The sequence below is a fragment of the Streptomyces lancefieldiae genome (assembly GCF_031845825.1).
GTDB lineage: Bacteria > Actinomycetota > Actinomycetes > Streptomycetales > Streptomycetaceae > Streptomyces > Streptomyces lancefieldiae.
Genome location: NZ_JAVRFH010000075.1, coordinates 1 through 23,084 on the forward strand (window position 1 = coordinate 1; position 23,084 = coordinate 23,084).

Annotated in this window: 25 protein-coding genes; 12 read left to right on the forward strand and 13 right to left on the reverse strand. The window is 70.9% G+C overall.

Annotated elements, in window-relative coordinates:
- Window positions 1-21: 21 nt before the first annotated feature.
- Window positions 22-1,473: an amidase gene (locus RM812_RS37280; RefSeq protein ID WP_311584303.1), complete on the reverse strand. Its 1,452-nt coding sequence runs from the start codon at window positions 1,471-1,473 to the stop codon at window positions 22-24.
- Between the two features lie 127 nt (window positions 1,474-1,600).
- Between RM812_RS37280 and RM812_RS37285 the strand changes: the two genes are divergently transcribed.
- The 3 genes from RM812_RS37285 (at window position 1,601) to RM812_RS37295 (ending at window position 4,657) form a co-directional block, all read left to right on the forward strand.
- Window positions 1,601-2,227 (forward strand): TetR/AcrR family transcriptional regulator, encoded by a 627-nt coding sequence (locus tag RM812_RS37285; RefSeq protein WP_311584306.1) that lies wholly within the window; start codon window positions 1,601-1,603, stop codon window positions 2,225-2,227.
- 358 nt (window positions 2,228-2,585) lie between these two features.
- Entirely contained in the window at window positions 2,586-3,851 is a 1,266-nt protein-coding gene (locus tag RM812_RS37290) for a VWA domain-containing protein (protein ID WP_311584308.1), read from the forward strand.
- Window positions 3,851-4,657: a hypothetical protein gene (locus RM812_RS37295; protein ID WP_311584311.1), complete on the forward strand. Its 807-nt coding sequence runs from the start codon at window positions 3,851-3,853 to the stop codon at window positions 4,655-4,657. The genes RM812_RS37290 and RM812_RS37295 overlap by 1 nt, the downstream gene beginning before the upstream one ends.
- Before the next feature lie 40 nt (window positions 4,658-4,697).
- Here the strand turns inward: RM812_RS37295 and RM812_RS37300 are convergent, their stop codons facing one another.
- Entirely contained in the window at window positions 4,698-5,339 is a 642-nt protein-coding gene (locus RM812_RS37300) for a helix-turn-helix domain-containing protein (protein ID WP_311584315.1), read from the reverse strand.
- 87 nt (window positions 5,340-5,426) lie between these two features.
- Between RM812_RS37300 and RM812_RS37305 the strand changes: the two genes are divergently transcribed.
- The gene (locus RM812_RS37305) at window positions 5,427-6,635 is read left to right on the forward strand and encodes a pyridoxal phosphate-dependent aminotransferase (protein ID WP_311584318.1); all 1,209 of its coding nucleotides are present in this window, start codon (window positions 5,427-5,429) and stop codon (window positions 6,633-6,635) included.
- Here RM812_RS37305 and RM812_RS37310 read toward each other — a convergent pair.
- Genes RM812_RS37310 through RM812_RS37320 form a run of 3 tightly spaced genes read right to left on the reverse strand, consistent with a single transcriptional unit; the run spans window position 6,616 to window position 8,125 of the window.
- Window positions 6,616-6,819 (reverse strand): hypothetical protein, encoded by a 204-nt coding sequence (locus tag RM812_RS37310; RefSeq protein WP_311584321.1) that lies wholly within the window; start codon window positions 6,817-6,819, stop codon window positions 6,616-6,618. The genes RM812_RS37305 and RM812_RS37310 overlap by 20 nt on opposite strands.
- Window positions 6,820-6,875: 56 nt before the next feature.
- Window positions 6,876-7,718, reverse strand: a complete 843-nt coding sequence (locus RM812_RS37315) for an NAD(P)H-binding protein (protein WP_311584324.1) — start codon at window positions 7,716-7,718, stop codon at window positions 6,876-6,878.
- A complete protein-coding gene (locus RM812_RS37320; protein ID WP_311584380.1) occupies window positions 7,718-8,125 on the reverse strand; it encodes a nuclear transport factor 2 family protein in 408 nt (135 codons plus the stop codon). Before RM812_RS37320 ends, RM812_RS37315 begins: the two co-directional genes overlap by 1 nt.
- Before the next feature lie 162 nt (window positions 8,126-8,287).
- On the opposite strand from RM812_RS37320, the gene RM812_RS37325 reads away from it, so the two are divergent.
- The 5 genes from RM812_RS37325 (at window position 8,288) to RM812_RS37345 (ending at window position 11,798) form a co-directional block, all read left to right on the forward strand.
- Entirely contained in the window at window positions 8,288-9,115 is an 828-nt protein-coding gene (locus RM812_RS37325) for a helix-turn-helix transcriptional regulator (RefSeq protein ID WP_311584327.1), read from the forward strand.
- Window positions 9,116-9,466: 351 nt separating this feature from the next.
- Entirely contained in the window at window positions 9,467-10,066 is a 600-nt protein-coding gene (locus tag RM812_RS37330; RefSeq protein WP_311584330.1) for a histidine phosphatase family protein, read from the forward strand.
- A gap of 38 nt (window positions 10,067-10,104) precedes the next feature.
- Window positions 10,105-10,758 (forward strand): hypothetical protein, encoded by a 654-nt coding sequence (locus tag RM812_RS37335; RefSeq protein WP_311584334.1) that lies wholly within the window; start codon window positions 10,105-10,107, stop codon window positions 10,756-10,758.
- 54 nt (window positions 10,759-10,812) lie between these two features.
- Window positions 10,813-11,235: an acyl-CoA thioesterase gene (locus RM812_RS37340; protein ID WP_311584338.1), complete on the forward strand. Its 423-nt coding sequence runs from the start codon at window positions 10,813-10,815 to the stop codon at window positions 11,233-11,235.
- Window positions 11,236-11,408: 173 nt separating this feature from the next.
- Window positions 11,409-11,798: a hypothetical protein gene (locus RM812_RS37345; protein WP_311584341.1), complete on the forward strand. Its 390-nt coding sequence runs from the start codon at window positions 11,409-11,411 to the stop codon at window positions 11,796-11,798.
- Between the two features lie 73 nt (window positions 11,799-11,871).
- On the opposite strand, the gene RM812_RS37350 is transcribed toward RM812_RS37345, so the two are convergent.
- The 8 genes from RM812_RS37350 to RM812_RS37385 all read right to left on the reverse strand — a co-directional run bounded on the left by RM812_RS37350 (window position 11,872) and on the right by RM812_RS37385 (window position 19,110).
- A complete protein-coding gene (locus RM812_RS37350) occupies window positions 11,872-13,260 on the reverse strand; it encodes a nucleobase:cation symporter-2 family protein (RefSeq protein WP_311584346.1) in 1,389 nt (462 codons plus the stop codon).
- 268 nt (window positions 13,261-13,528) lie between these two features.
- A complete protein-coding gene (locus RM812_RS37355) occupies window positions 13,529-14,917 on the reverse strand; it encodes an 8-oxoguanine deaminase (protein ID WP_311584349.1) in 1,389 nt (462 codons plus the stop codon).
- A 72-nt stretch (window positions 14,918-14,989) separates the two neighbouring features.
- Complete coding sequence (locus RM812_RS37360) at window positions 14,990-16,405, reverse strand: nucleobase:cation symporter-2 family protein (RefSeq protein ID WP_311584352.1); 1,416 nt, start codon at window positions 16,403-16,405, stop codon at window positions 14,990-14,992.
- Window positions 16,406-16,469: 64 nt separating this feature from the next.
- Window positions 16,470-17,405, reverse strand: a complete 936-nt coding sequence (pucL, locus tag RM812_RS37365) for a factor-independent urate hydroxylase (RefSeq protein WP_311584355.1) — start codon at window positions 17,403-17,405, stop codon at window positions 16,470-16,472.
- A gap of 7 nt (window positions 17,406-17,412) precedes the next feature.
- On the reverse strand, window positions 17,413-17,814 hold the full coding sequence (gene uraH, locus RM812_RS37370) for a hydroxyisourate hydrolase (protein ID WP_311584358.1): 402 nt from the start codon (window positions 17,812-17,814) through the stop codon (window positions 17,413-17,415).
- A 2-nt stretch (window positions 17,815-17,816) separates the two neighbouring features.
- Window positions 17,817-18,326, reverse strand: a complete 510-nt coding sequence (uraD, locus tag RM812_RS37375; RefSeq protein WP_311584361.1) for a 2-oxo-4-hydroxy-4-carboxy-5-ureidoimidazoline decarboxylase — start codon at window positions 18,324-18,326, stop codon at window positions 17,817-17,819.
- A 167-nt stretch (window positions 18,327-18,493) separates the two neighbouring features.
- A complete protein-coding gene (locus tag RM812_RS37380) occupies window positions 18,494-18,862 on the reverse strand; it encodes a helix-turn-helix domain-containing protein (protein WP_311584364.1) in 369 nt (122 codons plus the stop codon).
- Window positions 18,859-19,110 carry a thiamine-binding protein gene (locus tag RM812_RS37385; protein WP_311584367.1) on the reverse strand — a complete coding sequence of 84 codons (252 nt, stop codon included), beginning with the start codon at window positions 19,108-19,110 and terminating at the stop codon, window positions 18,859-18,861. The genes RM812_RS37380 and RM812_RS37385 overlap by 4 nt, the downstream gene beginning before the upstream one ends.
- Before the next feature lie 138 nt (window positions 19,111-19,248).
- Here RM812_RS37385 and RM812_RS37390 point away from each other — a divergent pair, with 138 nt between their 5' ends.
- The 3 genes from RM812_RS37390 (at window position 19,249) to RM812_RS37400 (ending at window position 22,690) form a co-directional block, all read left to right on the forward strand.
- Window positions 19,249-20,106: a TIM barrel protein gene (locus tag RM812_RS37390; RefSeq protein ID WP_311584370.1), complete on the forward strand. Its 858-nt coding sequence runs from the start codon at window positions 19,249-19,251 to the stop codon at window positions 20,104-20,106.
- Between the two features lie 38 nt (window positions 20,107-20,144).
- Window positions 20,145-21,035 (forward strand): 2-hydroxy-3-oxopropionate reductase, encoded by an 891-nt coding sequence (locus RM812_RS37395; RefSeq protein WP_311584374.1) that lies wholly within the window; start codon window positions 20,145-20,147, stop codon window positions 21,033-21,035.
- Between the two features lie 176 nt (window positions 21,036-21,211).
- Window positions 21,212-22,690: a catalase gene (locus RM812_RS37400; protein WP_311584377.1), complete on the forward strand. Its 1,479-nt coding sequence runs from the start codon at window positions 21,212-21,214 to the stop codon at window positions 22,688-22,690.
- The last annotated feature ends 394 nt before the right edge of the window (window positions 22,691-23,084 follow it).

Below are 23,084 nucleotides of genomic sequence, written 5' to 3' on the forward strand. Positions count from 1 at the left end.
AGGCGGCTGAGCCGGGGGACCTCAGGGGCGCGTGGGGTTCCCCGCCCACACCGCCGGGGTCCGGCCCGACCACGGGCTCGCCTGTTCGAGTTGCCCGGCGAGGCGGAAGAGGAGGTCTTCGAGCCCGTAACCGGCGGCGAACTGCATGCCGACCGGGAGCCCCGTCCCGGCGTCTGCCGTCACGGGCACGGACATGGCGGGCGTACCCGCCACGTTGAAGGCCATGGTGAACGGCGAGCGGTCGTTGAGGCGGTCGATCCAGCCGAGGCCGTCCAGCGCCTCGGCGCCCTCGGCATACGCGTCCAACGGCATGGGCAGTTCCGGCAGGGTCGGGGTGAGCAGAACGTCGTGGGCGTCGAAATACCGTGCCAGGCTCCGGGCGACCCGGTTGCGGATCGCGAGGGCGGAGACGAACTGGGCGCCGCTGACCCGCTGCCCGTAGTGATAGCCGGCGAGGGTCGCCGGCTCGAGGGTCGTGGCATCGACGGGCCGGCCGAAGGCAGCGGCCAGTTCGTCGACCGAGGCCGTGAGGTTCACCGTCGACAGACGGGCGTTGGCCAGGACGAACTCCTCCCAGTCGGCCCCCAGGGCGACCTCGGCCTCCGTCACCCGGTGGCCGAGCGACTCGAGCAGGCGCACGGTGCGGGCGAGCGCGTCGGCCACGGGTGCGGTGGTGCGGCGTCCGCCCCACCCCTGGGGGAGGACGCCGATCCGCAGCCTGCCGGGGTGGCGGGTGACCTCCTCGGTGTAGGGCCGGGACGGTTGCTGGGCGAAGTAGGGGTCTCCCGGTTCCGGGCCGCGCATCCGGTCGAGCAGCGCCGCACTGTCGCGTACGGTGCGGCTGACGCTGCCGTGCACGGCCAGGCCGCTGAAGGTCTCGTCGACGTCGGGGCCCATGGAGACCCGGCCACGGGTGGGCTTCAGCCCGAAGAGACCGTTGCAGGCGGCCGGTATGCGCAGTGAGCCGGCGGCGTCGGTGGCATGCGCGATCGGGACCACGCCGGCGGCGACGGCCGCGCCCGCGCCCCCGCTGGACCCGCCCGCGCTGCGCTCCGGGTCCCACGGGTTGCGGGTGGGGCCGTACAGCACGGGTTCCGTCGTGATGCTGTAGGCCATCTCCGGCGTGGCGGTACGCCCGAACGTCACGAGGCCGGCCCGCCGGAAGCGCGCCATCAGGAAGGAGTCGGCGCCGGCGACGTGGCCGGCCGCGAGCCGGCTGCCCAGCTCCATCCGCCGGCCGGCCATGGAGACACCGATGTCCTTGATCAGGAAAGGGACCCCGGCCAGCGGCGTGCCGCCGGGGGTGGGCTCGTCGTCGGCCGGCCAGGTCTCCACGACCGCGTTGATCCGCGGATCGACCGCGCGGACGGCCTCACGTGCGGCTGCCTCCAGTTCGGCGGGGGTCACCTCGCCCTTGGCCACCAGCTCCGCGAGCCCGACCGCGTCGAAGGTCACGTACTCGGTCACTCTCACTGTCACTCCCGGGGGAAGAACGTTACCGACAAGTACCGCACGATACCGATCGGTATCACGCGGGACGGATTGGTACCGTAGCAGAGGGCACAAGGCCCGCCCGCCGACCGAACGCCACGGAGCCGTCATGACATCGACCGCCAGCAGGCCGAGCAGGGTGGCGAAACTGCCGCCTCGCGAGCGCATCCTCGACGCGGCGGAAGAGCTCTTCCAGAACGAGGGGATCCGGCGGGTGGGCGTCCAGGCGATCGCCGAGCGGGCCGAGACCACCAAGATGGCGATCTACCGGCACTTCGAGACCAAGGACGCCCTGGTCGCGGAGTGGCTGCGGATCCTCGCCGCCGACTACCAGGCGGCCTTCGACCGGGTCGAGGCCGAATACCCCGGCCGCCCCGAGGAGCAGATCCTCGGCGTGGCCCGTTTCATCGCCGAGGGGTTGCCGACCCTCTCGCACCGGGGCTGCCCGTTCATCAACTCCCTCGCCGAGCTGCCCGACCGCTCCCATCCGGCGCGGCAGGTGATCGAGGAGCACAAGGCTCGGCAGACCCGCAGGCTGGTCGCCCTGTGCGCCGAGGCCGGGCTGCCCGACCCCGAGCAGGCCGCCGCCGAGATCACCTTCGTCCTCGAAGGCGCCCAGGTCAGCACGCAGAACGGCAGCATCGACCGGGCGGGGGACCGACTGATGAGAATCGTCGAGGGAATAGTCGACCGGCACCGGTCCCCCCTCGTCGAATCCCGGGGGACCACCGACTGACCGCCGCGCGCCCGTGCCCCCCGCCCGGGGACCCGGGTGCGACCGGCGACGAGAACGCCGTACGGGAGACGGAGGAGGAGATCTCCGCGCGACCCACGACGGTGGCCCCGGCGCGCCGGCCGAGGCGGAGGCGATCAGGCGGGCGGTCGCGGTGGCGCCGGCCGAGGCGGAGGGGACGATGGCCGACGGGAGGATCACCGACGGGTTCACGGTCGCCGTCCTCCACCGGGCGCGTCCGGCAGGGCTGTTCACGTCGGCCGTGGAGCACGGCGGCACGGCCTGACGGGGCGTCCGTCAAGACCAGGCGAAGCCACCCGTCGTTTTGGAGCCGGGCACCTTTGATCAATAGGATCCGCCGATGATCACAAGAACACGGCTGGCGGCGGGTGCCTGTGCCCTGCTCGCCGCGCTGACGGCCGGGATCGCCCTCCCGACCGGGGCGGCGGCCGGTGAGCCCACGGGTGCGGAAGCGCCGAAGGTCGACCTCGTGCTCGACGTCAGCGGTTCGATGCGGACCCGGGACATCGACGGCGGTACCCGCATGGCCGCGGCGAAGCAGGCGTTCAACGAAGTGCTCGACGCGACGCCGGAGGAAGTACAGCTCGGCATCCGGACCCTGGGCGCCGACTACCCGGGCGACGACCGCAAGACGGGCTGCAAGGACACCGCGCAGCTCTACCCGGTCGGCCCACTGGACCGCACCGAGGCCAAGACGGCGGTGGCGACCCTGTCGCCCACCGGCTGGACGCCGATCGGCCCCGCGCTGCTCAAGGCGGCCGACGACCTCGACGGCGGGAACGGCTCCAAGCGGATCGTGCTGATCAGCGACGGCGAGGACACCTGCGCGCCGCTCGACCCGTGCGAGGTGGCCCGCGAGATCGCCGCCAAGGGCATCGGGCTGACCATCGACACGCTGGGTCTGGTCCCCAACGCCAAGATGCGGCGGCAGCTCAGCTGCATCGCCGAGGCGACCGGCGGCACCTACACCTCGGTGGAGCACACCGAGGAACTCACCGACAAGGTGAACCAGTTGGTGGACCGGGCCGCCGACCCGGTGGTGACACCGGTCGCCACCGAGGGCACGGACGTCTGCACCGAGGCGCCGACGCTGAAGTCGGGGCTGTACACCGACCGCGAGGAGTTCGGACAGCAGCGCTGGTACCGGGTGGACGTGGAGCCGGGTCAGGAGCTGCGCGCCTCGGTGAGCGTGGCCGCCGACCGCGCCGTGACCCCGTCCTACGGGGTGCTGCTGCGCGCGGTCACGGTGCACGGCCGCGAGATCGTGCGCGGTGAGGCGGCGGACAACGGCCGTACGGACGTCATCTCGACCGGGCTGCGCTACCCGAAGGCGGAGAGCGACGAGGAGGACGCCCCGGCCGAGACCGTATGTCTCCAGGTCACCAACTCCTTCTCCGTCGCCTCCGGGGTGAAGACCACGCCCGGTCTGCCGCTGGAGCTGACGGTCGACGTCGTGGACGGCCCGAGCGACGCCGACGACGTGGCCGCCTTCGGCCTCGGACGAGGCTGGTGGCTGCTCGGCGTGCTGGTGCTCGTCGGTTTCCTCGCCGGCCTGCTGTGGGGCTGGCTGTCGCGCTGGCGGTTCGCGGTCTGGAGGACCAACTGATGCGTGTCACACGTGCACTGGGCGCGGCCGCGCTGCTGCTCGGCCTCGCCGCGACCCCCGCGGCGGCGGACACCTCGCCCTCCGCGAGCCCGTCGAAGGACGGCGGTGCGCCGACCTCGGCGGGCACGTCCTTCCGGACGGCGGCCGAGATCGAGCAGGGGCAGCGAGCCACGGCGAACGGCTCCGCGGGTGACTACCTGTACTGGTCGTTCCCGGCGGACGCGGGGCAGCGCCCCACCGTGAGAGCCACGGTCGAGCTGCCCGAGACGCACGCCGCCGAGACCTGGCGGATCGACGTCTACGACGGTCTGCGCCGCCGCCAGGCCTGCCAGTGGGGTGCCCAGACCCGCACCGCGGCCCAGGGCACCCCCTCCGTGGAGCTGGCCTGCGTGCTGCGCACGGTGCGCGCCTGGTCGGAGCCGTGGGCGAACGACCCGCTGCCGGGCACGTACTACGTCCGGCTGACCGCGGTGAACCTGCCGACGTCCGACCTCGGTGTCCCGGTCGGCGCGGAGGTCCAGGTGGACTCCAAGGACATCGGCGGTGCGGCGGCGGTGGACGGTTCGCTGTCCGAGCCGCTGGTGCCGGGCATCGCGGTGAAGTCCGGGAAGGACGAGAACGACGACTCCGAGCGCGGTGCCGTGCTGTCCGCGATCGAGCCCGAGGACGGCTGGTCGTCGGGCTGGTGGTCGGACCGGTGGGTCTGGACGGGCGTCGGAGGTCTGCTGGCCGCGCTGGCGGGCATCGGCGGATACGCGCTGACCCGCGGGTCGGGCCGGCCCACGCGGGTGCCGCCCACGGTGTGACGCTCGGGCAGGAGGCCCGCGCCGCGGGCCTCCTGCCGTTTCACGCTTCCCTGAGCACCTTGGCCGCAGTGCCGTCGCCGGTCACCTCGACCCGGCCGTCCCGCACCGCGTCCCGCAGACCCAGCTCCCCGCGGCTGAGCGCCGCGCACGTCTCCGCGTCCAGCACGAGTCGGGCATCGGGCTCCCCCGGCGCGGGGCCGTCGCCGTACACCGGGCCCTCCTCCTCCGCACCGGCATGCAGGTGGAAGTCCCCTTCGTCCAGCCGGACTTCGACCAGCCCCTCCCCCGCCCCGGCCTCCCGCAGGGCCCGCAGCAGGGGCAGCGCGAACCAGTGCGCGCGTACGGCGTCCGTGGGCCGCCGCTCTCCCAGCTCACCGGCACCCCACGCGCCCAGCGCCTCCAGCACCGGCAGCAACCGCCCGCCGCGCGGAGTGAGTTCGTAAACGTACGCCGCCCCGGGCGGGGGAAGTCGGCGCCGGGTCGTCAGCCCTTCGCGCTCCATGTCCTTCAACCGCGAGGCGAGTACGTCCGTGCTGACGCCGGGCAGGTCGGCGTGCAGGTCGGTGTAACGCCGCGGACCGGCCAGGAGCTCGCGGACGATCAGCAGGGTCCAGCGGTCGCCGACGGCGTCGAGCGCGCGGGCGGCGGAACAGTACTGGTCGTAGCTTCGGCGAGGTGACATGCGACGCAGTGTAGACAAGTTGTTGGACTTTCCAAGCTCCCACTTGGTAAAACCAAGCAACAACAGTCACCGGAGGGGAAGCCGCGCATGGAGTTCCGGCAGTCGAACAAGCTCAGCGAGGTCTGCTACGAGATCCGCGGCCCCGTGATCGAGCACGCCAACGCGCTGGAGGAGGCGGGGCACAGCGTGCTGCGCCTGAACACCGGCAACCCGGCCGTCTTCGGTTTCGAGGCGCCGGAGGAGATCCTCCAGGACATGATCCGCATGCTGCCGCAGGCGCACGGCTACACGGACTCCCGCGGCATCCTCTCCGCCCGCCGGGCCGTCGCCCAGCGCTACCAGGCCCTCGGCCTGGAGGTCGACGTGGACGACGTCTTCCTCGGCAACGGCGTCTCCGAACTGGTGTCCATGGCCGTGCAGGCCCTGCTGGAGGACGGCGACGAGGTCCTGATCCCCGCCCCCGACTTCCCCCTGTGGACGGCGGTGACGACCCTCGCCGGCGGCAAGGCGGTGCACTACCTCTGCGACGAACAGGCGGACTGGTACCCCGACCTGGCCGACATGGAGTCGAAGATCACCGACCGCACCAAGGCGGTCGTCATCATCAACCCGAACAACCCCACCGGCGCCGTCTACCCCAAGGAGATCGTCGAGGGCATTCTCGACCTGGCCCGCCGGCACGGCCTGATGGTCTTCGCCGACGAGATCTACGACCAGATCCTGTACGACGACGCCGTCCACCACTCGGCCGCGTCCCTCGCCCCCGACCTGGTGGTCCTCACCTTCTGCGGCCTGTCCAAGACGTACCGGGTGGCGGGTTTCCGCTCCGGCTGGCTGGTGGTGACGGGCCCGAAGCAGCACGCGAAGAGCTACCTGGAGGGCCTGACCATGCTGGCCTCCATGCGCCTGTGCGCCAACGCTCCCGCCCAGTACGCCATCCAGGCCGCGCTCGGCGGCCGCCAGTCGATCCGCGAGCTGACCGCTCCCGGCGGCCGACTCCACGAACAGCGGAACGTGGCCTGGGAGAAGCTGAACGAGATCCCCGGCGTCTCGTGCGTGAAGCCGAAGGGCGCGCTGTACGCGTTCCCGCGCATCGACCCGAAGGTCCACAAGATCCACGACGACGAGAAGTTCGTCCTGGACCTGCTGCTGCGGGAGAAGATCCAGGTGGTCCAGGGCACCGGCTTCAACTGGCCGACCCCCGACCACTTCCGCATCCTCACCCTCCCCCACGCGGAGGACCTGGAGGCGGCGATCGGACGGATCGGCCGCTTCCTCAGCGGCTACCGGCAGTAGGCGCGGCCCCGGCGAGGGCGACCTCGCACCACACGGTCTTGGTGTACGGGTCGCCGTACGTCGTCCCCCAGTGGGTGGCCGGCGCCTCGACGAGGAGGAGTCCGCTGCCGGACTCCACGTCGGAGGCGGGGAGTTGGGAGATGTGCCAGGAGCGAGCCGGCCTGACGCAGGCCGAGTTGAGCACGGCGATCGGTTACGGCGAGGAGCAGGTGTCCTCGGTGGAACGAGGACGCCGCGGCACTACTGCGTCCACTCGTACGCGTGATCGGAGACGAATTCGGCAAAGGCGCGCGGTGGACGGCCGGTCAGTTCGAGCACCGCAGTGCTGACTTGGTTCTCGCGTCCTTCCTCGATTCCGCGCTCGACGGCGGCAAGGGCGTCAGCGAACTCCGTCGGCATTCCGGAGGAATGGTAGGCGGCGGCCTGTTCCTTCTCCGTAATACGCTCCACCCGAACCTGTCTGCCGGTCTGCGCGGTGATGATCTGCGCGGCCTGTGGATAGCTCATCCCGCGCGGCCCGGTGATCAGGTAGTCGCTTCGAGCGTCCACCCCCAGGTCAGCCAGCAGCGCGGCAGCACTGGCCGCGATGTCCCGCGCATCGACCCACCCCAGCTCGCCGTCACCGGCTGCGGTGCGGATCTCACCGAGGCGATGGATGTGCTCGGCCAGTGGGTGCGGGCGCAGGAAGTTCTGCATGAAGCCAGACGCGCGGAGTACGACACCTCCTGGCAGAGCCCGAACCTGAGCGGCCATCTCCACAGCGCTGGGCGCGTTCGGCAGCACAATGGCCGAGCCGAGCATCACGAGGCGCCGGATACCGGCCCGCTCCGCTTGGCGCAGGAAGGGCTCGACCAGCGGTAGCGGGTCCACACTCTCCACCGGTGCAAGCAGGAAGACCCGGTCCATCCCGTCGAGCGCGGGCCCGTACGTGGTCGGGTCGTTCCAGTCGAAGCGGATCGCGTCAGGATCGGCTGCGGCCGGGTTCCGGCCGGCGACCCGAGCCTGCACGCCGGCGCTGCGGAGCAGTTGCACCAGCGTCTTGCCGGTCTTGCCGGTCCCTCCGGTCACGAGCACTCCGGACATCAGGCGTCGTTCCTTTCGAGCGAGTCGATCAGCCCGGCGAGACCTCCGGCAGCGACGGCCGCCGACAGCGGGCTCCAGTAATCCCGGAACAGAGCGATCAGCCCGTCACGGACCGTCAGAACCACGATGTAGTCCAGACGGTAGGGCTGGGAGGTGGCCACGGTGCGGCCGGTGGCCGTCCACTCCACCACGACGGTGTCCGTTTGATCCGTGGACCGCACGGTGAGCGCGGCCACCTCCGTCATGTCCATCAGCTCCGGATAGTGAGCGAGGTAGGCGCGTACCTCCTCACGTCCGCGGAGAACGCGAGCGGAGTTCCCGGCCGCGAAAGGGAATTCCGCGATTCCGTCGGGCGCCCACAGATCTGCCACGGCGTTCATGTCCTTGGCCAGCATCAGGTCGATCATGCGGCGAAAAGTTTCCTCAGGTGTGCTGGACACCGTTCCTCCTCGTGGTCGACAAACCGACCGGAACACCATGCGCAGCGGAGTTGCGGGCGGGGAACGGACAGCTGAGCCCCGGACCGACAGTGCGAGGCTCGGCTGTCCCTCCTGTGACACCATGAAGGAGTGAGCAGCCAGGAACTCGCAGACTTTCTCCGCCGCCGCCGCGAGGACCTGCGACCAGAAGACGTGCCGGCCGAAGCGACGCTTCCACCAAGCCGCCGCGCCCGTCGCACACCCGGACTGCGCCGCGAAGAGGTAGCCGCCCTGGCACAGGTGTCGGTGAGCTACTACGAACGACTGGAACGGGCACGGGCACCCCGCCCCTCACCGCAGGTGCTGTCCGCGCTGGCGACGGCTCTCCGGCTCACTGAAGCAGAGCGTGACCATCTGGCCCGCCTGGCCGGACAAGTGCTGCCGGCAGAGAACGACGGCGCGCCAGAGCACGTACCCGAGGACGCCCAACAGCTACTCGGCAGACTTGACGGCATCCCTGCTTACATCGTCAACGACCGGCAGGACATCGTCGCCTGGAACGCAGCAGCCGCAGCTCTGATCACAGACTTTTCTCGTCTCACACCTGACGAGCGCAACATCACGCGCATCTCGACCAGATTCCGTGACACCCTCTGCACCGGCGCGCCCGGTTCGGAGACGGATTTCTCTCAACACACAGCCGCTCAACTGCGCGCGGCCAGCGTCCGGTACCCCACGGACAACGTGCTCGCAGAGCTGATCAACGAGTTCGCCGTCCACGATCCGGATTTCGCGAGCAGCTGGCGTAACCACGCCGTGCGCCCCATGCCCAGCGTGCGAAAACACCTGCATCACCCCACACTGGGCGAGCTGGAAATCGACCGGCACACCCTCAGCCTGCCCGGCGCAGGCTTGTCCTTGGTGATGTACACGGCAGAAGCCGGCAGCCCCAGCGCCGCTGCACTGAGGAGCCTTTGACCGCGCCGATCAAGCAGATCCCCTCGCAGGTGACCTGGGGACCACGCAACCCATCGACGAGCACACAGGTCAAGCCCACGCCTTCGACGAAGTAGCACTTCACGGCAGGTCGATGCTTGTCCGACTCGACCGGGAACGTATCCCCACTGCTCCCGCTCCGAGTCCGCGAGCGCCGCCCGGTAGTCCGTGTTCACCGTCTCGTGATCGTTCACGACGCAGACGACGACATCGGCAGTCGTGACGGCTGAGCGGTGGACGTTCTCCGAGCAACGGAGCCCGGCGTCGGCGGCTTGCTCGACCGAGCAGCCGGAATTTCGGGGCGAACCGGGGCGCGGGTCGTAGCCTGGGGGCATGGGTGATCTTTTTCTGGTGCGGCACGGTGAGACCGAGTGGTCGCGGTCCGGGCGGCACACCGGGCTGACGGACGTGCCGCTGACCGAGCACGGGCGGGAGCAGGCGCGGAGCCTGGTGCCGTTGATCCGGTCGCACCGGATCGGGGCCGCGTTCGTCAGTCCGTTCCAGCGGGCCCGGGAGACGGCCGAGCTGATCGGCTTGCAGGACGTGCGGATCGAGCCGGACCTGCACGAGTGGGACTACGGCGGGTACGAGGGGATCACGACGGTCGAGATCCACCGGACGCGGCCGGACTGGTTCCTGTTCACGGACGGGGTGGCGCCCGGGCCTGAGGAGCATCCCGGGGAGACGCCGGAGCAGGTCGGGGAGCGGGCCGACCGGGTGCTGGCCCGGGTGGAGGCCGCGTTCGCCAACACCGAGGGGTGTGTGGTGCTGGTGGCGCACGGGCACTTCCTGCGGGTGCTGACCGCGCGGCACCTGGGGCTTCCGCCGGCGGACGGGGCGCTGTTCCAGTTGGGGACGGGCACGCTGTGCCGGCTGAGTACCGAGCACGCGCGGCCGGTGATCGCCGCGTGGAATGTCAGACCCCCGTCGTAGTCTTCGAAGGCGTGACCGGTGAGGGAAGGAGGGGCGCCGTGGCTCTGTCGCCGACCGCCGCGCAGCGGCGCGTCATCGCCGCCGCCGACCCCGTGACCGGGCGCCTGAAGGGCCCGGAGTCCCAGCTCGCGGCGCTGGTGAAGCGGGGGCTCGCCTTCCGGCATCCGCGTCCGCCGCACGACCACTTCCTGACGCCGGCCGGGCATCGGATACGGGAGGCCCCGGACGAGCCGGACGCGGCTGCCGCACCGGTGGCCCCCGGGCCCGCCGCACCGGCCGCCGGGGACGTGTTCGCCGCGCGGGTGGGCGGGGAGGAGGCCGCGCCGGGCGATGCGGGGCCCGCCCGGCTGCGTGAGGTGCGAAGCGCCTGGCAGGGGCTGCTGGAGCTGCGTCGGATGACGCATCCCGACGGGAGCACGGACCGGCCCTGCGGATGGGAGCGGACGCATCTCGTACGGGCCGCCGCGCTCGCCCTGGAGGCGGCCGGGCACCGTCCGGCGGGCCCGGACGGCGGCGACGGGTACCGGGTGCGCGCGACACCGCAGCCGGAGGCCGTCGCCGTGTACGAGCCGGACGGCACCGCCCTGCGGGGCTGTGCGGGGACGCTGGAGCGGGCGGGGTGGCAGGTCGGGGAGCACACCGAGCCGCGCACGCGGGCCCGTTACCTGCTCGCCTCCCCTCGGAAGGTCTGACACCTCCGTGCCAGGATCGACCTGTCCGTACGTCGACGACGAGAGGCAGCAGCGGTGAGCGAGCCGTTTTCCGTCCCCGTGACGGTCCGCGGGTACGAGACCGATACGCAGGGACACCTGAACCAGGCCGTGTACCTCAACTACGCCGAGCACGCCCGCTGGTCGCTGCTCCAGGCGGCCGGTGTCCGGCAGGCGGACCTGGTGGCCCGGGGGGTCGGGCCCGTGGCCCTGGAGACGACGCTCCGCTTCCGGCGGGAGCTGCTCGCCGGTGACGAGGTCGAGGTGACGTGCGCCTTCGAGTGGGGCGAGGGCAAGACGTTCCGGATGCGGCAGACCATCCGCAAGGCGGACGGCACCGTGGCGGCCGAGATCGAGGCGGTCGGTGGGCTCATGGACCTGCGCGAGCGCAGGCTGGTGGCCGATCCCCGCCAGCGTTTCAAGGAACTGGCGTCTCGGCCGGGGATGTTCGGCCTGTGAGGACCGGCCCGGCGTGGTCGGCAAGGCCCGCCGATGCCCGGTGTCGCGGGCGGCAGAACGTGGCGATTCGGGTTAACCGGCGAACTAATGCCCCCATATGCATCGCTATAAGTGCGTGTCAGCATGAATCGTCTCCGAAACAGCTCAGGGACAGCCACTGAGGGGAACACGCGATGCACGCACGTCAGAAGATGGTTCGGTCGGTGACCAGCGCGCGGCGACGGTTGACGACGGTCGCGGTGGCACTCGCCGGAACATGCGCGTTCGGCCTGGTGACGGCGGTACCGGCGAGCGCCGAGGTGTCGACCAAGTGCGGCACCTACATCTGCGTCAACACCGCGCACCAGGGCAAGGACTACGTCCAGGACATCACCGTCACGACGAGGGACGGACTGACCGGGACCTTGCGTGGTTTCGTGCGTGACTACGCGAAAAGCGCGGCCGGAGTGTCGAAGGCGCGGTTCACCGTCAACCGCGAGTTCAGCGGGGAGCCGCTGCTCGTCTGCGGTGGCCTGGACCGCGGTGGCCGCGTCATCGAGAACACCTGCGTGGCGCTCTCCTGAGTCCCGTTGACGCCGGGCCGGTGCCTCTCCACGATGCGAGAGGCACCGGCCCGTCCGCGTCAGGCCCTCGGGGTCACGGCGTGACCGCTGCCCGGGACGCCTCGGTGATCTCCTCCCCCGCCTCCATGGGGTGGGTCACGTCCTCCGCGTCCCGCTCCCGGCCGCCGATGTGGTTGAAGACCAGGTTGAGCAGGACGGCGGCCACGCAGCCCGTCGAGATGCCCGAGTCGAGGATGATCTTCGCGTTCTCCGGGAAGGCGTGGTAGAACTCCGGCGCCGCGATCGGGATGATGCCGACGGCCAGGGAGACCGCCACGATCAGGACGTTGTTGTCCTTGTCCAGGCTCGCCCGCACCAGGGTCTGGATGCCACTGGCCGCGACCGAGCCGAACAGCACCACGCCGGCGCCGCCGAGCACCGGGCGCGGTACGACGGCGATGAGCGAGGCGGCCATGGGACACAGGCCCATCAGCACCAGGAACCCGCCGCCCACGGCGACGACGTAGCGGCTGCGGATCTTGGTCATCGCGACCAGGCCGATGTTCTGTGCGAAGGCGCTGCACATGAAGCCGTTGAAGACCGGGCTGATCGCCGAGCCGAGGGTGTCGGCGCGCAGGCCGGCCGCGATGGTCTTCTCGTCCGCCGGTCGGTCCACGATCTCGCCGAGGGCGAGCATGTCGGCGGTGGACTCGGTCATCGAGACCACCATCACCACGCACATGGAGAGGATCGCGGCGACCTGGAACTGCGGGGCGCCGAAGTGGAACGGGGTCGGGAAGCCGACGACGTCCGCGTCCGCGACCGGCCCGAAGTCCGTGACGCCGAACGGGATCGCGATGAGCGTGCCCGCGACCAGGCCGAGCAGCACCGCGATCTGCTTCACGAAGCCGCGGGTGAAGCGGCGCAGGAGCAGGACGACGACGAGGGTGATCCCCGCCAGGCCCAGGTTGGTCGCCGAGCCGAAGTCGTCGGCCGTGGGGCTGGGTCCTTGGGCCCAGCCGAAGGCGACGGGCAGCAGGGAGATGCCGATGAGGGTGATCACCGTGCCGGTGACGACCGGCGGGAAGAAGCGGATCGCCTTGCTGAAGAAGGGGGCCGCGAAGAAGCCGAGGACTCCGGCGACGATGACCGCGCCGAAGATGATCGGCAGCGCGTCGGACTTGTCGTCGGTGGAGGCGACGACCGCGGTCATGGGGGCGACGCCGGCGAAGGTGACGCCGTTGACGAAGGGGAGACGGGCTCCGATCTTCCAGATGCCGAGGGTCTGCAGGAAGGTGGCGAGGCCCGCGGTGAACAGGCAGGCGCCGGTGAGGAAGGTGAGTTCGGTGGCGGAGAGGCCGATGGCCGCGCCGACGATCAGGGGCGGGGCGACGACTCCGGCGTACATCGCGGCCACGTGCTGCAGGCCGGTCGTCGCCATCTTGAGTGGCGGGAGTTTCTCGTCAACAGGGTGGTCGGCCACGGCGGCGTTCCTCCGGTCGGTTACACGTCGGCTCTGACGCGGGTGTCAGGGAGGTGGTGCTGGTGGTCGTGCGGGACCGGGACGGACCCCGTTCGGGGAAACGGGGACCGCTCCGGGGGCGTGCGCAGGGAACGCACGCCCCGGAGACGGCCACCGTGGACCCCGCTCGGGTCCACGGTTACCGGCCGGGAGCCGTCCCTCCCGGCCGGAGATCAAGTGGTGTTCGGTTGTACGGGCGTGACGGCCGGCGGACCGGCTGCCGCGTCGGTCAGCCCTGTGCGGCGATGCGCGCCAGCCGCTGCGCCTCGTCGCGCGTGGAGCGGGCGACGGCGTCCTCGTCGACGGTGAGCAGCCTGCCGTTCTCGACGATCTGACGGCCGTTCACGAACGACGCCGTGACCGGGGCGGCGGCGCCGAGGACCAGGGCGGTCACCGGGTCGGCGATCGAGGAGTGGGCGAGGGTGTCCATCCGCCACAGCACCAGGTCGGCCAGCTTGCCCGCCTCCAGGGATCCGGTCTCGGCGGCCCGGCCCAGGACCCGGGCCCCGCCGTGGGTGCCGAGGCGCAGTGCCTTGCGGGCGTTCAGCGCGGCTTCGCGGTGGGCGCCGAGCCGGTTGATGAGCAGGGCGTTGCGCAGCTCCGTGTGGAGTTCGCCGGACTCGTTGGAGGCGGTGCCGTCGACGCCGAGGCCGACGGGCACACCGGCGGCGAGCATGTCGGGGACGCGGGCGATGCCGGCGGCCAGTCGCGCGTTGGAGGACGGGCAGTGGGCGACGCCGGTCCCGGTGCGGGCGAAGGCGGCGATGTCGGAGTCGTTCATGTGGACGCAGTGCGCCATCCACACGTCCTCGCCGAGCCAGCCGGTGGACTCGAAGTAGTCGGTCGGGCCCATGCCGAACAGTTCGTGGCAGAACTTCTCCTCCTCCACGGTCTCCGAGCCGTGGGTGTGCAGCCGAACGCCGAGCCGGCGGGCCAGTTCCGCGCCCTGGCGCATCAGTTCGGTGGAGACGGAGAAGGGGGAGCAGGGGGCGACGGCGACCTGGGTCATCGCGTCGAAGGAGGCGTCGTGGTGTTCCCTGACGGTGGCCTCGGTGGCGGCGAGCGCGCCGTCCAGGCTCTCCACGGCGAAGTCCGGCGGCAGCCCGCCGTCCGACTCGCCGCGGTCCATGGAGCCGCGGGCGAGGGTGAAGCGGACGCCGGTCTCGCGGGCGGCGCGGATGATCGCGCCGGACAGGTCGCCGGAGCCCCGCGGGAACACGTAGTGGTGGTCCATGGCGGTGGTGACGCCGCCGCGGGCCATCATCGCGAGCGATCCCTGGGCCGCCGCGTACGCCATCGGCTCGTCGATGCGCGCCCAGGTCGGGTACAGCGCGACCAGCCAGTCGAACAGGTTGTGGTCGGTGGCCAGGCCCCGGGTGATCCACTGGTAGAAGTGGTGATGGGTGTTGACCAGGCCGGGCGTGACCAGGTGGCCGGTCGCGTCGATCCGGCGTACGACGTTCGCCAGACCCTCCGGTGCCCGCCCCGCGCCGACGGACTCGATCCGGTTGCCGGCCAGGACGACGTGGCCCGAGGCGTACTCGGTGTCGTCCGCGTCGACGGTCGCGATGGCACAGTTCTCGATGACGATGCGCTCGGCTGCCGATGATGCTGCCATGCTGCTTCCTTGTCTTTCAGTGAGGCCCGTGGGCGGGAAGTCGAGTACCCACGGGGAGGGCACGGCAGGACCCTAGGAGGATTTGAGTGCCGGAACCGTGCTGCGGCTCCGGGTGCCGAGATGGTGGAAGAACAGGTTGAGCGTGACCGCGACGAGCGCGCCGGCGCTGATGCCGGAGCCGAGGACGGTCTGCGCCCAGGCCGGGAACTCGGCGTAGAAGGTCGGCGCGGCCAGCGGGATGATGCCCGCGCCGAGCGCCACGGCCACCAGGATGATGTTGGAGCTGTCCTCCAGTCCGGCCTCGGACAGCGTACGGATGCCGCTGACGGCGATCGAGCCGAAGAGGACGATGCCCGCGCCGCCGAGGACCGGCATCGGGACCAGGGAGACCACCGCGCCGAGGACCGGGAAGGCGCCGAGGACCAGCAGGGTGGCGCCGGCGACGGCGACGACGTAGCGGCTGCGGACCCGGGTGAGGGAGACGACGCCGACGTTCTGGGCGAAGGCCGAGGTGGGGAAGCCGCCGAAGACGGGGCCGACCAGGGTGGCGAGGCCGTCGGTGCGCAGGCCGCGGGTGATGACCTTGGCGTCGGCGCGGCGGTCGCAGATCTCGCCGAGGGCGAGCATGCCGGCGCTGGACTCGGTCATCAGCACGAGCATCACGATGCACAGGGACAGGATCGCGGCGGGCTGGAACTCGGGGGCGCCGAAGGCGAACGGCGTGGGCAGCGCGGCGACCGGCGCGGACTTCAGCGCGCTGAAGTCCGCCAGGCCGGCCGGGATGGCGACCAGGGTGCCGATGAGCAGGCCGAAGAGCAGGGCGACCTGCTTGACGAAGCCCCTGCCGAAGCGCTGGATGACGAGGATGACGGCGAGGGTGAAGGCGGCGAGCGCGAGGTTGCGCATCGAGCCGAAGTCGGCGGCGGCCTTGTCGCCGCCCTGGGCCCAGCCGACCGGGACCGGCATCAACGTGACGCCGATGAGGGTGATGACCACGCCGGTGACCAGGGGCGGGAAGAAGCGGAGCAGGCGGCCGAAGAACGGGCCGACGGCCAGGCAGAAGACACCGGCGACCATCACCGCGCCGTAGATGGCGGGGAGTTGGCTGCCGTCGCCGTTCGTCTCGGCGATGGCGAGGATGGGGGCGATGCCGGCCGAGGAGGCGGCGTTGACGAAGGGGAGCCGGTTGCCGACGAAGCCCTTGACGCCGAGGGTCTGGAGCAGGGTGGCGACGCCCGCGATGAGCAGGCTCGCGGCGATCAGCCGGGTGCGGCCCTCGAGGTCGAGTCCGACGGCCTGGCCGATGATGAGCGGAGGAGTGACAACGCCCGCGTACATGGCGGCGATGTGCTGGAGTGCGGCGGGGACGAGCCGCGAGGGGTGGAGCTTCTCGTCGACCGGGTGCACGGACGTGACGGCGTCCTCGGTGTGCTGCGGTGACGGGGTGGAACTTGAGCCTTTCGCCGGCTCCGTTGCAGGCTGTGCCATGGTGTTCCCTCCGGTGTGGCGCGCCACCCGCCCCGGCGGCCGGGCCGGTGGCGCGCGTCCCGCGTCAGAGGTTGGTCATGTCGACCGGGATGAGTTGCTCGGCGCCGTCGCGCAGGATCGTGGCCTCGATCAGGCCGTAGGGGCGGTCGGCGGCGTAGTAGACGGCGCCGTCCTTGGCCTCGTTGTCGATCCCGAAGGGCGACAGGTCCGAGCGGAAGTGGTGCTTGTTGGGCATCGAGAAGCGGATCTCGTCGACCTCGTCGCGGGAGTTCAGCACCCGCACACCCATCTCGAAGAGGGTCTGCTGGAGCGAGTACGAGTACGTCTCGGCGAACGCCTGCAGCGCGTGCTTGCGCACCCCGGCGTACGAGCGGTCCCAGTCGGGTGCGTGCGAGTCGATGCCGTCCCAGTTGTGCCGCCACCAGGTGGAGACGGTGGTGGCGAGGATGCGGTCGTGGTCCTCCTGGAGGGTGGTGTACTTGTCCTTCAGGAAGCCGAAGAACTCGGAGTTGGTCGAGTTCAGGACGGTCAGGTCCTTGAAGCCGGAGAGCACCTGGATGCCGTGGCCGTCGTAGGTGATCTGCGCGACGCGGGTCTCCTGGCCCTTGCGGACGAAGGAGTGGGCGATCTCCTCGGAGCCTACGAAGCGGGCGCCGCCCTTCGAGGTCTCGATCCGCTCCCAGCCGTACTCCTCGATGCGGATGCGGGCCCGGTGGATGGGCTCGTTGTTGTCCACGAAGTGGCGGGCGAGCTTGACGCCGAGGTCCTCGGCGCTCTGGATCCCGTGCTCCTTGGCGAAGGCGAACACCGTGTTCTTGGTGGTGTCGGTCGGCAGGACGTTCTCGTTGGAGCCGCTGCGGTGGACCTCCTCCATGTCGCCGGAGAGGGCGACGGAGACGTTCAGGTCCTTGATGTGGTGCGTGTCGCCGTCACGCGTGATCTTGACAACGCGGTTCTCTGCCTTGCCGTACTGGTTCTGTCCCAGGACGAAGCGGGTCATGTGTCGGTCAGCTCCCTCGGTAAACGGAGTAGCCGAACGGGTTGAGCAGCAGCGGAACGTGGTAGTGCTCACCGGGCACCACCGCGAAGGTGATGGTGACCTCGGGGAAGAACACCGGCCGGCCGTTCTCGCTGTCCCGGAGCGCGGGGGCGTCCTGCTGGGCCGCGGCTTGTTTCTTGGCGAAGTACGTCTCGGTGTCGAAGTCGAGCCGTACGTGTGTGGTGCCCTCCGGCAGTGCCGGGAGGTCCTTGCACCGGCCGTCGGCGTCGGTCGCGGAGCCGCCGAGCGCCTGCCAGTCCGCTTCGCTGCCCGAGCGGGCGGCGAGCTGGACGGCGACGCCCTCGGCGGGGCGGCCGACGCTGGTGTCCAGGATGTGCGTGGACACGGAGGCGGTGGTGCTGGTGCTCATGGTCAGGCGTCCTGTTCGACGAGTCGGGTCAGGCGGATGCGGTTGATCTTCCCCAGTTCGGTGCGGACGATCTCCCGCTCCTGCTCGGGCGAGTTGCCGATCCGCTCCAGAGCCGCCTCCCGCATCTGCTCGCCGGTCCGGCCGGTGGCGCAGATGAGGAAGACGTGGCCGAACTTCTCCTGGTAGGCCAGGTTGAGTTCGAGCATCTCCGCCTTGAGTTCCTCCGAGGCGCCGGCCATTCCCGCCTGCTCGCGGGAGGAGGTCGGGTCACCCGGCTTGGGGCGGCCGATCGGCGGATGCCCCGCCATCGCCTGGGCGAGGTCCGCCGCCGTCAGCTCGGCCATGGCGGCGTCGCTTGCGGCGTACAGGTCCTCGGTGGTGGCGAAGGGGCGGGCTGCGAGCAGTTGCCGGGCCCACGCCGTGGAGGCACACGCCTCGTGGAGTTCGGCGAGCGCCGCGGACTCCTCGAGAGCGTTGAATCGGGCCAGGCCCGACGCGGAAATGGACGTCACGGGAGCCTCCGTGGCCTTGTGCTGGACGGGCGTGCCGATAGCTAACGCCCTCCGAAACAACGCGTCAACACTTTGTTGAAAATTCGGAGTAACAAAAGCCGCCGCCCGGTTACCGGGCGGCGGCCTGCTGTTCAGGAGGTTGTGGCCGGTCGGACGGCCCGCTCGTGTCAGGCGCCCTTCTCGCGGTTGAGGTAGTTGTAGACGGTGAAGCGGCTGACGCCGAGCGCGCTCGCGACGGTCTCCACGCCGTGCCGTACGGAGAAGGCGCCGCGCGCCTCCAGGGTGCGTACGACCTCCTGCTTGGCCTTGCGGTCCAGGTCCGCCAGCGGCCTGCCGTGCCGGCGCTCCATCGCGGCGAGGATGTGGTCCAGGGAGTCGGCGAGCTGCGGCAGGCGCACGGCGGCGACCTCGGCGCCCTCCCAGGAGAGCACGACGTCGTCCTGGCCCGCCTCGTCCAGCGGGAGCATCTCGCCGCCGATGGCGTCGACCAGGGGCTTCACGGCGGCGATGAAGGGCTCCTCCCCCACGCCGCTCACCGCCCGCTCTCATCGACCACGTTGACCTGGAGCGAGATCCGGGTGGCGCCCGCCTCCAGGGTCCGGCGCAGCAGCGCGTCCACGGCGGTGAGCACCGCGTCGGCGCGCCCCTCGGCGGTGTTGCCGAACGGGCCCACGTCGACCTCGTCCAGCTCCGCGGCCTCGACGACCTCACGGGCGACCACCGCGTGCGCGGGCGCCTCGTCCAGGTCGAAGGGCTCGGTCGTGAACTCCACTCTCAATCGCACCCGGTCAACCTAACGCGCCGTGACGGTTTCCGCCGACCCCTCTTGACAAGGGCCTCGCTCCACCGGCAATCTTCCATTACGCAGAAACGAACTTCCGTAATACGGAACATGAGCGAACGGAAGGGAGCGCGGCACCCGATGCCAGGTTTCAAGTTGAGCACCGCCGCAGACCAGCGCTTCAACGTCAACCTGTCGATCCTCTTCACCGAACTCCCGCTCCTGGAGCGCCCCGCGGCCGCCGCCGCGGCCGGCTTCACCGCGGTCGAGCTGTGGTGGCCCTGGATCGACTCGCCCACCCCCGGTCAGTCCGAGCTCGACGCCCTGAAGAAGGCCGTCGAGGACGCGGGCGTGCAGCTCACCGGGCTGAACTTCTACGCCGGAAAGCTGCCGGGCCCCGACCGCGGCGCCCTGTCGGTCCCGGGCGAGGAGTCGGACCGCTTCCGCGCCAACGTCGACGTGGCCGCCGACTTCGCGAAGTCGCTGGGCTGCACGGCCCTCAACGCCCTGTACGGCAACCGCGTCGAGGGCGTGGACCCGGCCGAGCAGGACGCGCTCGCGCTGGAGAACCTGGCCCTCGCCGCCCGAGCGGCCGACCGGATCGGCGCGATCCTGCTGGTCGAGGCGCTCAACAAGCCCGAGTCGCCGCTGTATCCGCTGGTGTCGGCGCCGGCCGCCGTCGCGGTCGTCGACAAGGTCAACGAGGCCACCGGGCTCGGCAACGCCAAGTTCCTCATGGACCTCTACCACCTGTCCATGAACGGCGAGGACCTGCCGCAGGTGATCGACGCGTACGCCGCGAAGACCGGCCACGTGCAGATCGCCGACAACCCCGGCCGCGGCGCCCCGGGCACGGGCTCGCTCCCGCTGGACGAGCTGCTCGACCGGCTGAGGAAGGCCGGTTACGACGGCTGGGTCGGCCTGGAGTACAAGCCGGGCGACCGTCCGAGCGCCGAGGCCTTCGACTGGCTGCCGGCCGAGGCCCGCGCGGCCCGCTGAGCGCCACCCCGCAGGAACTTTTCAGAGAGGCACGCATCATGAGCACGCTCCCCAAGGTCGCCTGGATCGGTCTCGGCATCATGGGATCCCCCATGTCGGAGAACCTGATCAAGGCGGGTTACCAGGTCACCGGCTTCACGCTGGAGCAGGAGAAGCTGGACCGTCTGGCCGCCGCCGGCGGCACCGTGGCCGGCTCGATCGCCGAGGCGGTGCGCGACGCCGACGTCGTCGTCACCATGGTGCCCGCGTCGCCGCAGGTCGAGGCCATCGCGTACGGCCCCGACGGCATCCTGGAGAACGCGAGGTCCGGCGCGCTGCTGGTCGACATGTCCTCGATCACCCCGCAGACCTCCGTCGACCTCGCGAAGGCGGCGAAGGACAAGGGCGTCCGCGTGCTGGACGCCCCGGTGTCCGGCGGCGAGGCCGGTGCCATCGAGGCCGTGCTGTCCATCATGGTCGGCGGCGAGCAGGCCGACTTCGACGAGGCCAAGCCGCTGCTGGAGGCCCTCGGCAAGACCATCGTGCTGTGCGGTCCGCACGGCTCGGGCCAGACCGTGAAGGCCGCCAACCAGCTCATCGTCGCCGTGAACATCCAGGCGTGCGCCGAGGCCGTGGTCTTCCTGGAGAAGTCGGGCGTGGACCTGAAGGCCGCCCTCGACGTTCTCAACGGAGGCCTGGCCGGCTCGACCGTGCTGACGCGGAAGAAGGACAACTTCCTGGCCCGCGACTTCAAGCCGGGCTTCCGCATCGACCTGCACCACAAGGACATGGGCATCGTCACCGACGCCGCCCGCAACGTCGGCGCCGCGCTGCCGGTCGGCGCCGTGGTGGCCCAGCTGGTCGCCTCGCTGCGCGCCCAGGGCGACGGCGGCCTGGACCACTCGGCCCTGCTGCGGGCCGTGGAGCGCCTGTCCGGCGCCCAGGTCTGACGTACGTCCGCACCAGACCTCCGGGCGGCGCCGCCGCTGACACCTGTCATGTCGCGCCCGAGCGGCGGTGCCGCCCGGAACCCACTTCAACAAAGTGTTGACGCGCCCCGCACCCAAACCTAGGCTCCACGAAGCGGAAACAAGTTTCCGCTGACCCCTCGCACGGAAGGTCCACGATGTCGCAGCGCGAGCTCACGGCGCGAACTCTCACCACGGAGTCCGGCGCCCCGGTCGCAGACAACCAGAATTCCGCCTCCGCCGGCATCGGCGGCCCCCTCCTGATCCAGGACCAGCACCTCCTGGAGAAGCTCGCCCGCTTCAACCGCGAGCGCATCCCGGAGCGCGTGGTGCACGCCCGCGGCTCCGGCGCCTACGGCCACTTCGAGGTGACCGACGACGTCACCGGCTACACGCACGCCGACTTCCTGAGCACCGTCGGCAAACGCACCGAGGTCTTCCTGCGCTTCTCCACCGTGGCCGACTCGCTCGGCGGCGCGGACGCGGTCCGCGACCCGCGCGGCTTCGCCGTGAAGTTCTACACCGAGGAGGGCAACTACGACCTCGTCGGCAACAACACCCCGGTGTTCTTCATCAAGGACCCGATCAAGTTCCCCGACTTCATCCACTCGCAGAAGCGCGACCCGTTCTCGGGCCGTCAGGAGCCGGACAACGTCTGGGACTTCTGGGCGCACTCCCCCGAGGCCACGCACCAGGTGACCTGGCTGATGGGCGACCGCGGCATCCCGGCGTCGTACCGCCACATGGACGGCTTCGGCTCGCACACCTACCAGTGGACGAACGCCAAGGGCGAGTCCTTCTTCGTCAAGTACCACTTCAAGACCGACCAGGGCATCCGCTGCCTGACCGCCGACCAGGCCGCCGAGATCGCCGGCCAGGACCCGACCTCGCACCAGACGGACCTGGTGCAGGCGATCGAGCGGGGCGTGCACCCGTCCTGGACCCTGCACGTGCAGCTCATGCCGGTGGCCGAGGCGGCGAACTACCGCTTCAACCCGTTCGACGTGACCAAGGTGTGGCCGCACAGCGACTACCCGCTGCGCCGCGTGGGCCGGCTGGTGCTGGACCGCAACCCGGACAACGTCTTCGCCGAGGTCGAGCAGGCCGCGTTCTCCCCGAACAACTTCGTTCCGGGCATCGGCCCCTCCCCCGACAAGATGCTCCAGGGCCGCCTGTTCGCCTACGCGGACGCGCACCGCTACCGGCTGGGCGTCAACCACACCCAGCTCGCGGTGAACGCCCCGAAGGCGGTGCCCGGCGGGGCCGCCAACTACGGCCGCGACGGTCTGATGGCCTCCAACTCCCAGGGCCGTGCCGCCAAGAACTACGAGCCGAACTCGTACGACGGCCCGGTCGAGACCGGCCGGCCGCTGGCCGCGCCGCTCGCGGTGTCCGGCCACACCGGCACCCACGAGGCGCCGCTGCACACCAAGGACGACCACTTCTTCCAGGCCGGTGAGCTGTACCGGCTGATGGCCGAGGACGAGAAGAAGCGTCTGGTCGCGAACATCGCCGGCGGCCTGTCCCAGGTCTCCCGCGAGGACGTGGTCCAGAAGAACCTCGCGCACTTCCACGCCGCCGACCCGGAGTACGGCAAGCGCGTGGAGGAGGCGGTCCGCGCCCTGCGCGAGGACTGACCCACCAGCTCGCGCACGGGACCCGGCGGGGAGGCCGGGACCGTGTGCGCGGCCTGCGAAGGCGCCGGAGCGGCCCGGATGAGGGGTGACCGCCCGGCGCCGGCGCGGGCAGGACGAGGACCGCGGCGGCCTGCGAGCCAGTGCGGTGGTGAAGGGCCCGGGAGCTCCTCCTACGACCTGAGGGGAGGAGGATCCCGGCCCCGTCGCACCGCCGCGGTCCCGGCCACCCGCCTCTTCGGGATCCCGGGAGAAGCCCTCGGGTTCCGGCGAGAGGCCCCACGACCCCGTCCGGCGGCGCGAACGACCTGTCGCGCCCAGCCTCGCGCCGCCGGACGGACACCACGTGCGACAACCTTCACCGGCTGAGAAGCGCCGGATGCGGACGGTCCCGCAT

Bases quoted from the DNA above. Each gene is read 5' to 3' on its own strand.
- RM812_RS37285 (WP_311584306.1), top strand. From the start codon at position 1,601: ATGACATCGACCGCCAGCAGGCCGAGCAGGGTGGCGAAACTGCCGCCT.
- RM812_RS37290 (WP_311584308.1), top strand. From the start codon at position 2,586: ATGATCACAAGAACACGGCTGGCGGCGGGTGCCTGTGCCCTGCTCGCC.
- RM812_RS37295 (WP_311584311.1), top strand. From the start codon at position 3,851: ATGCGTGTCACACGTGCACTGGGCGCGGCCGCGCTGCTGCTCGGCCTC.
- RM812_RS37300 (WP_311584315.1), bottom strand. From the start codon at position 5,339: ATGTCACCTCGCCGAAGCTACGACCAGTACTGTTCCGCCGCCCGCGCG.
- RM812_RS37305 (WP_311584318.1), top strand. From the start codon at position 5,427: ATGGAGTTCCGGCAGTCGAACAAGCTCAGCGAGGTCTGCTACGAGATC.
- RM812_RS37315 (WP_311584324.1), bottom strand. From the start codon at position 7,718: ATGTCCGGAGTGCTCGTGACCGGAGGGACCGGCAAGACCGGCAAGACG.
- RM812_RS37320 (WP_311584380.1), bottom strand. From the start codon at position 8,125: ATGATCGACCTGATGCTGGCCAAGGACATGAACGCCGTGGCAGATCTG.
- RM812_RS37330 (WP_311584330.1), top strand. From the start codon at position 9,467: ATGGGTGATCTTTTTCTGGTGCGGCACGGTGAGACCGAGTGGTCGCGG.
- RM812_RS37345 (WP_311584341.1), top strand. From the start codon at position 11,409: ATGCACGCACGTCAGAAGATGGTTCGGTCGGTGACCAGCGCGCGGCGA.
- RM812_RS37355 (WP_311584349.1), bottom strand. From the start codon at position 14,917: ATGGCAGCATCATCGGCAGCCGAGCGCATCGTCATCGAGAACTGTGCC.
- RM812_RS37360 (WP_311584352.1), bottom strand. From the start codon at position 16,405: ATGGCACAGCCTGCAACGGAGCCGGCGAAAGGCTCAAGTTCCACCCCG.
- pucL (WP_311584355.1), bottom strand. From the start codon at position 17,405: ATGACCCGCTTCGTCCTGGGACAGAACCAGTACGGCAAGGCAGAGAAC.
- uraH (WP_311584358.1), bottom strand. From the start codon at position 17,814: ATGAGCACCAGCACCACCGCCTCCGTGTCCACGCACATCCTGGACACC.
- RM812_RS37390 (WP_311584370.1), top strand. From the start codon at position 19,249: ATGCCAGGTTTCAAGTTGAGCACCGCCGCAGACCAGCGCTTCAACGTC.
- RM812_RS37395 (WP_311584374.1), top strand. From the start codon at position 20,145: ATGAGCACGCTCCCCAAGGTCGCCTGGATCGGTCTCGGCATCATGGGA.
- RM812_RS37400 (WP_311584377.1), top strand. From the start codon at position 21,212: ATGTCGCAGCGCGAGCTCACGGCGCGAACTCTCACCACGGAGTCCGGC.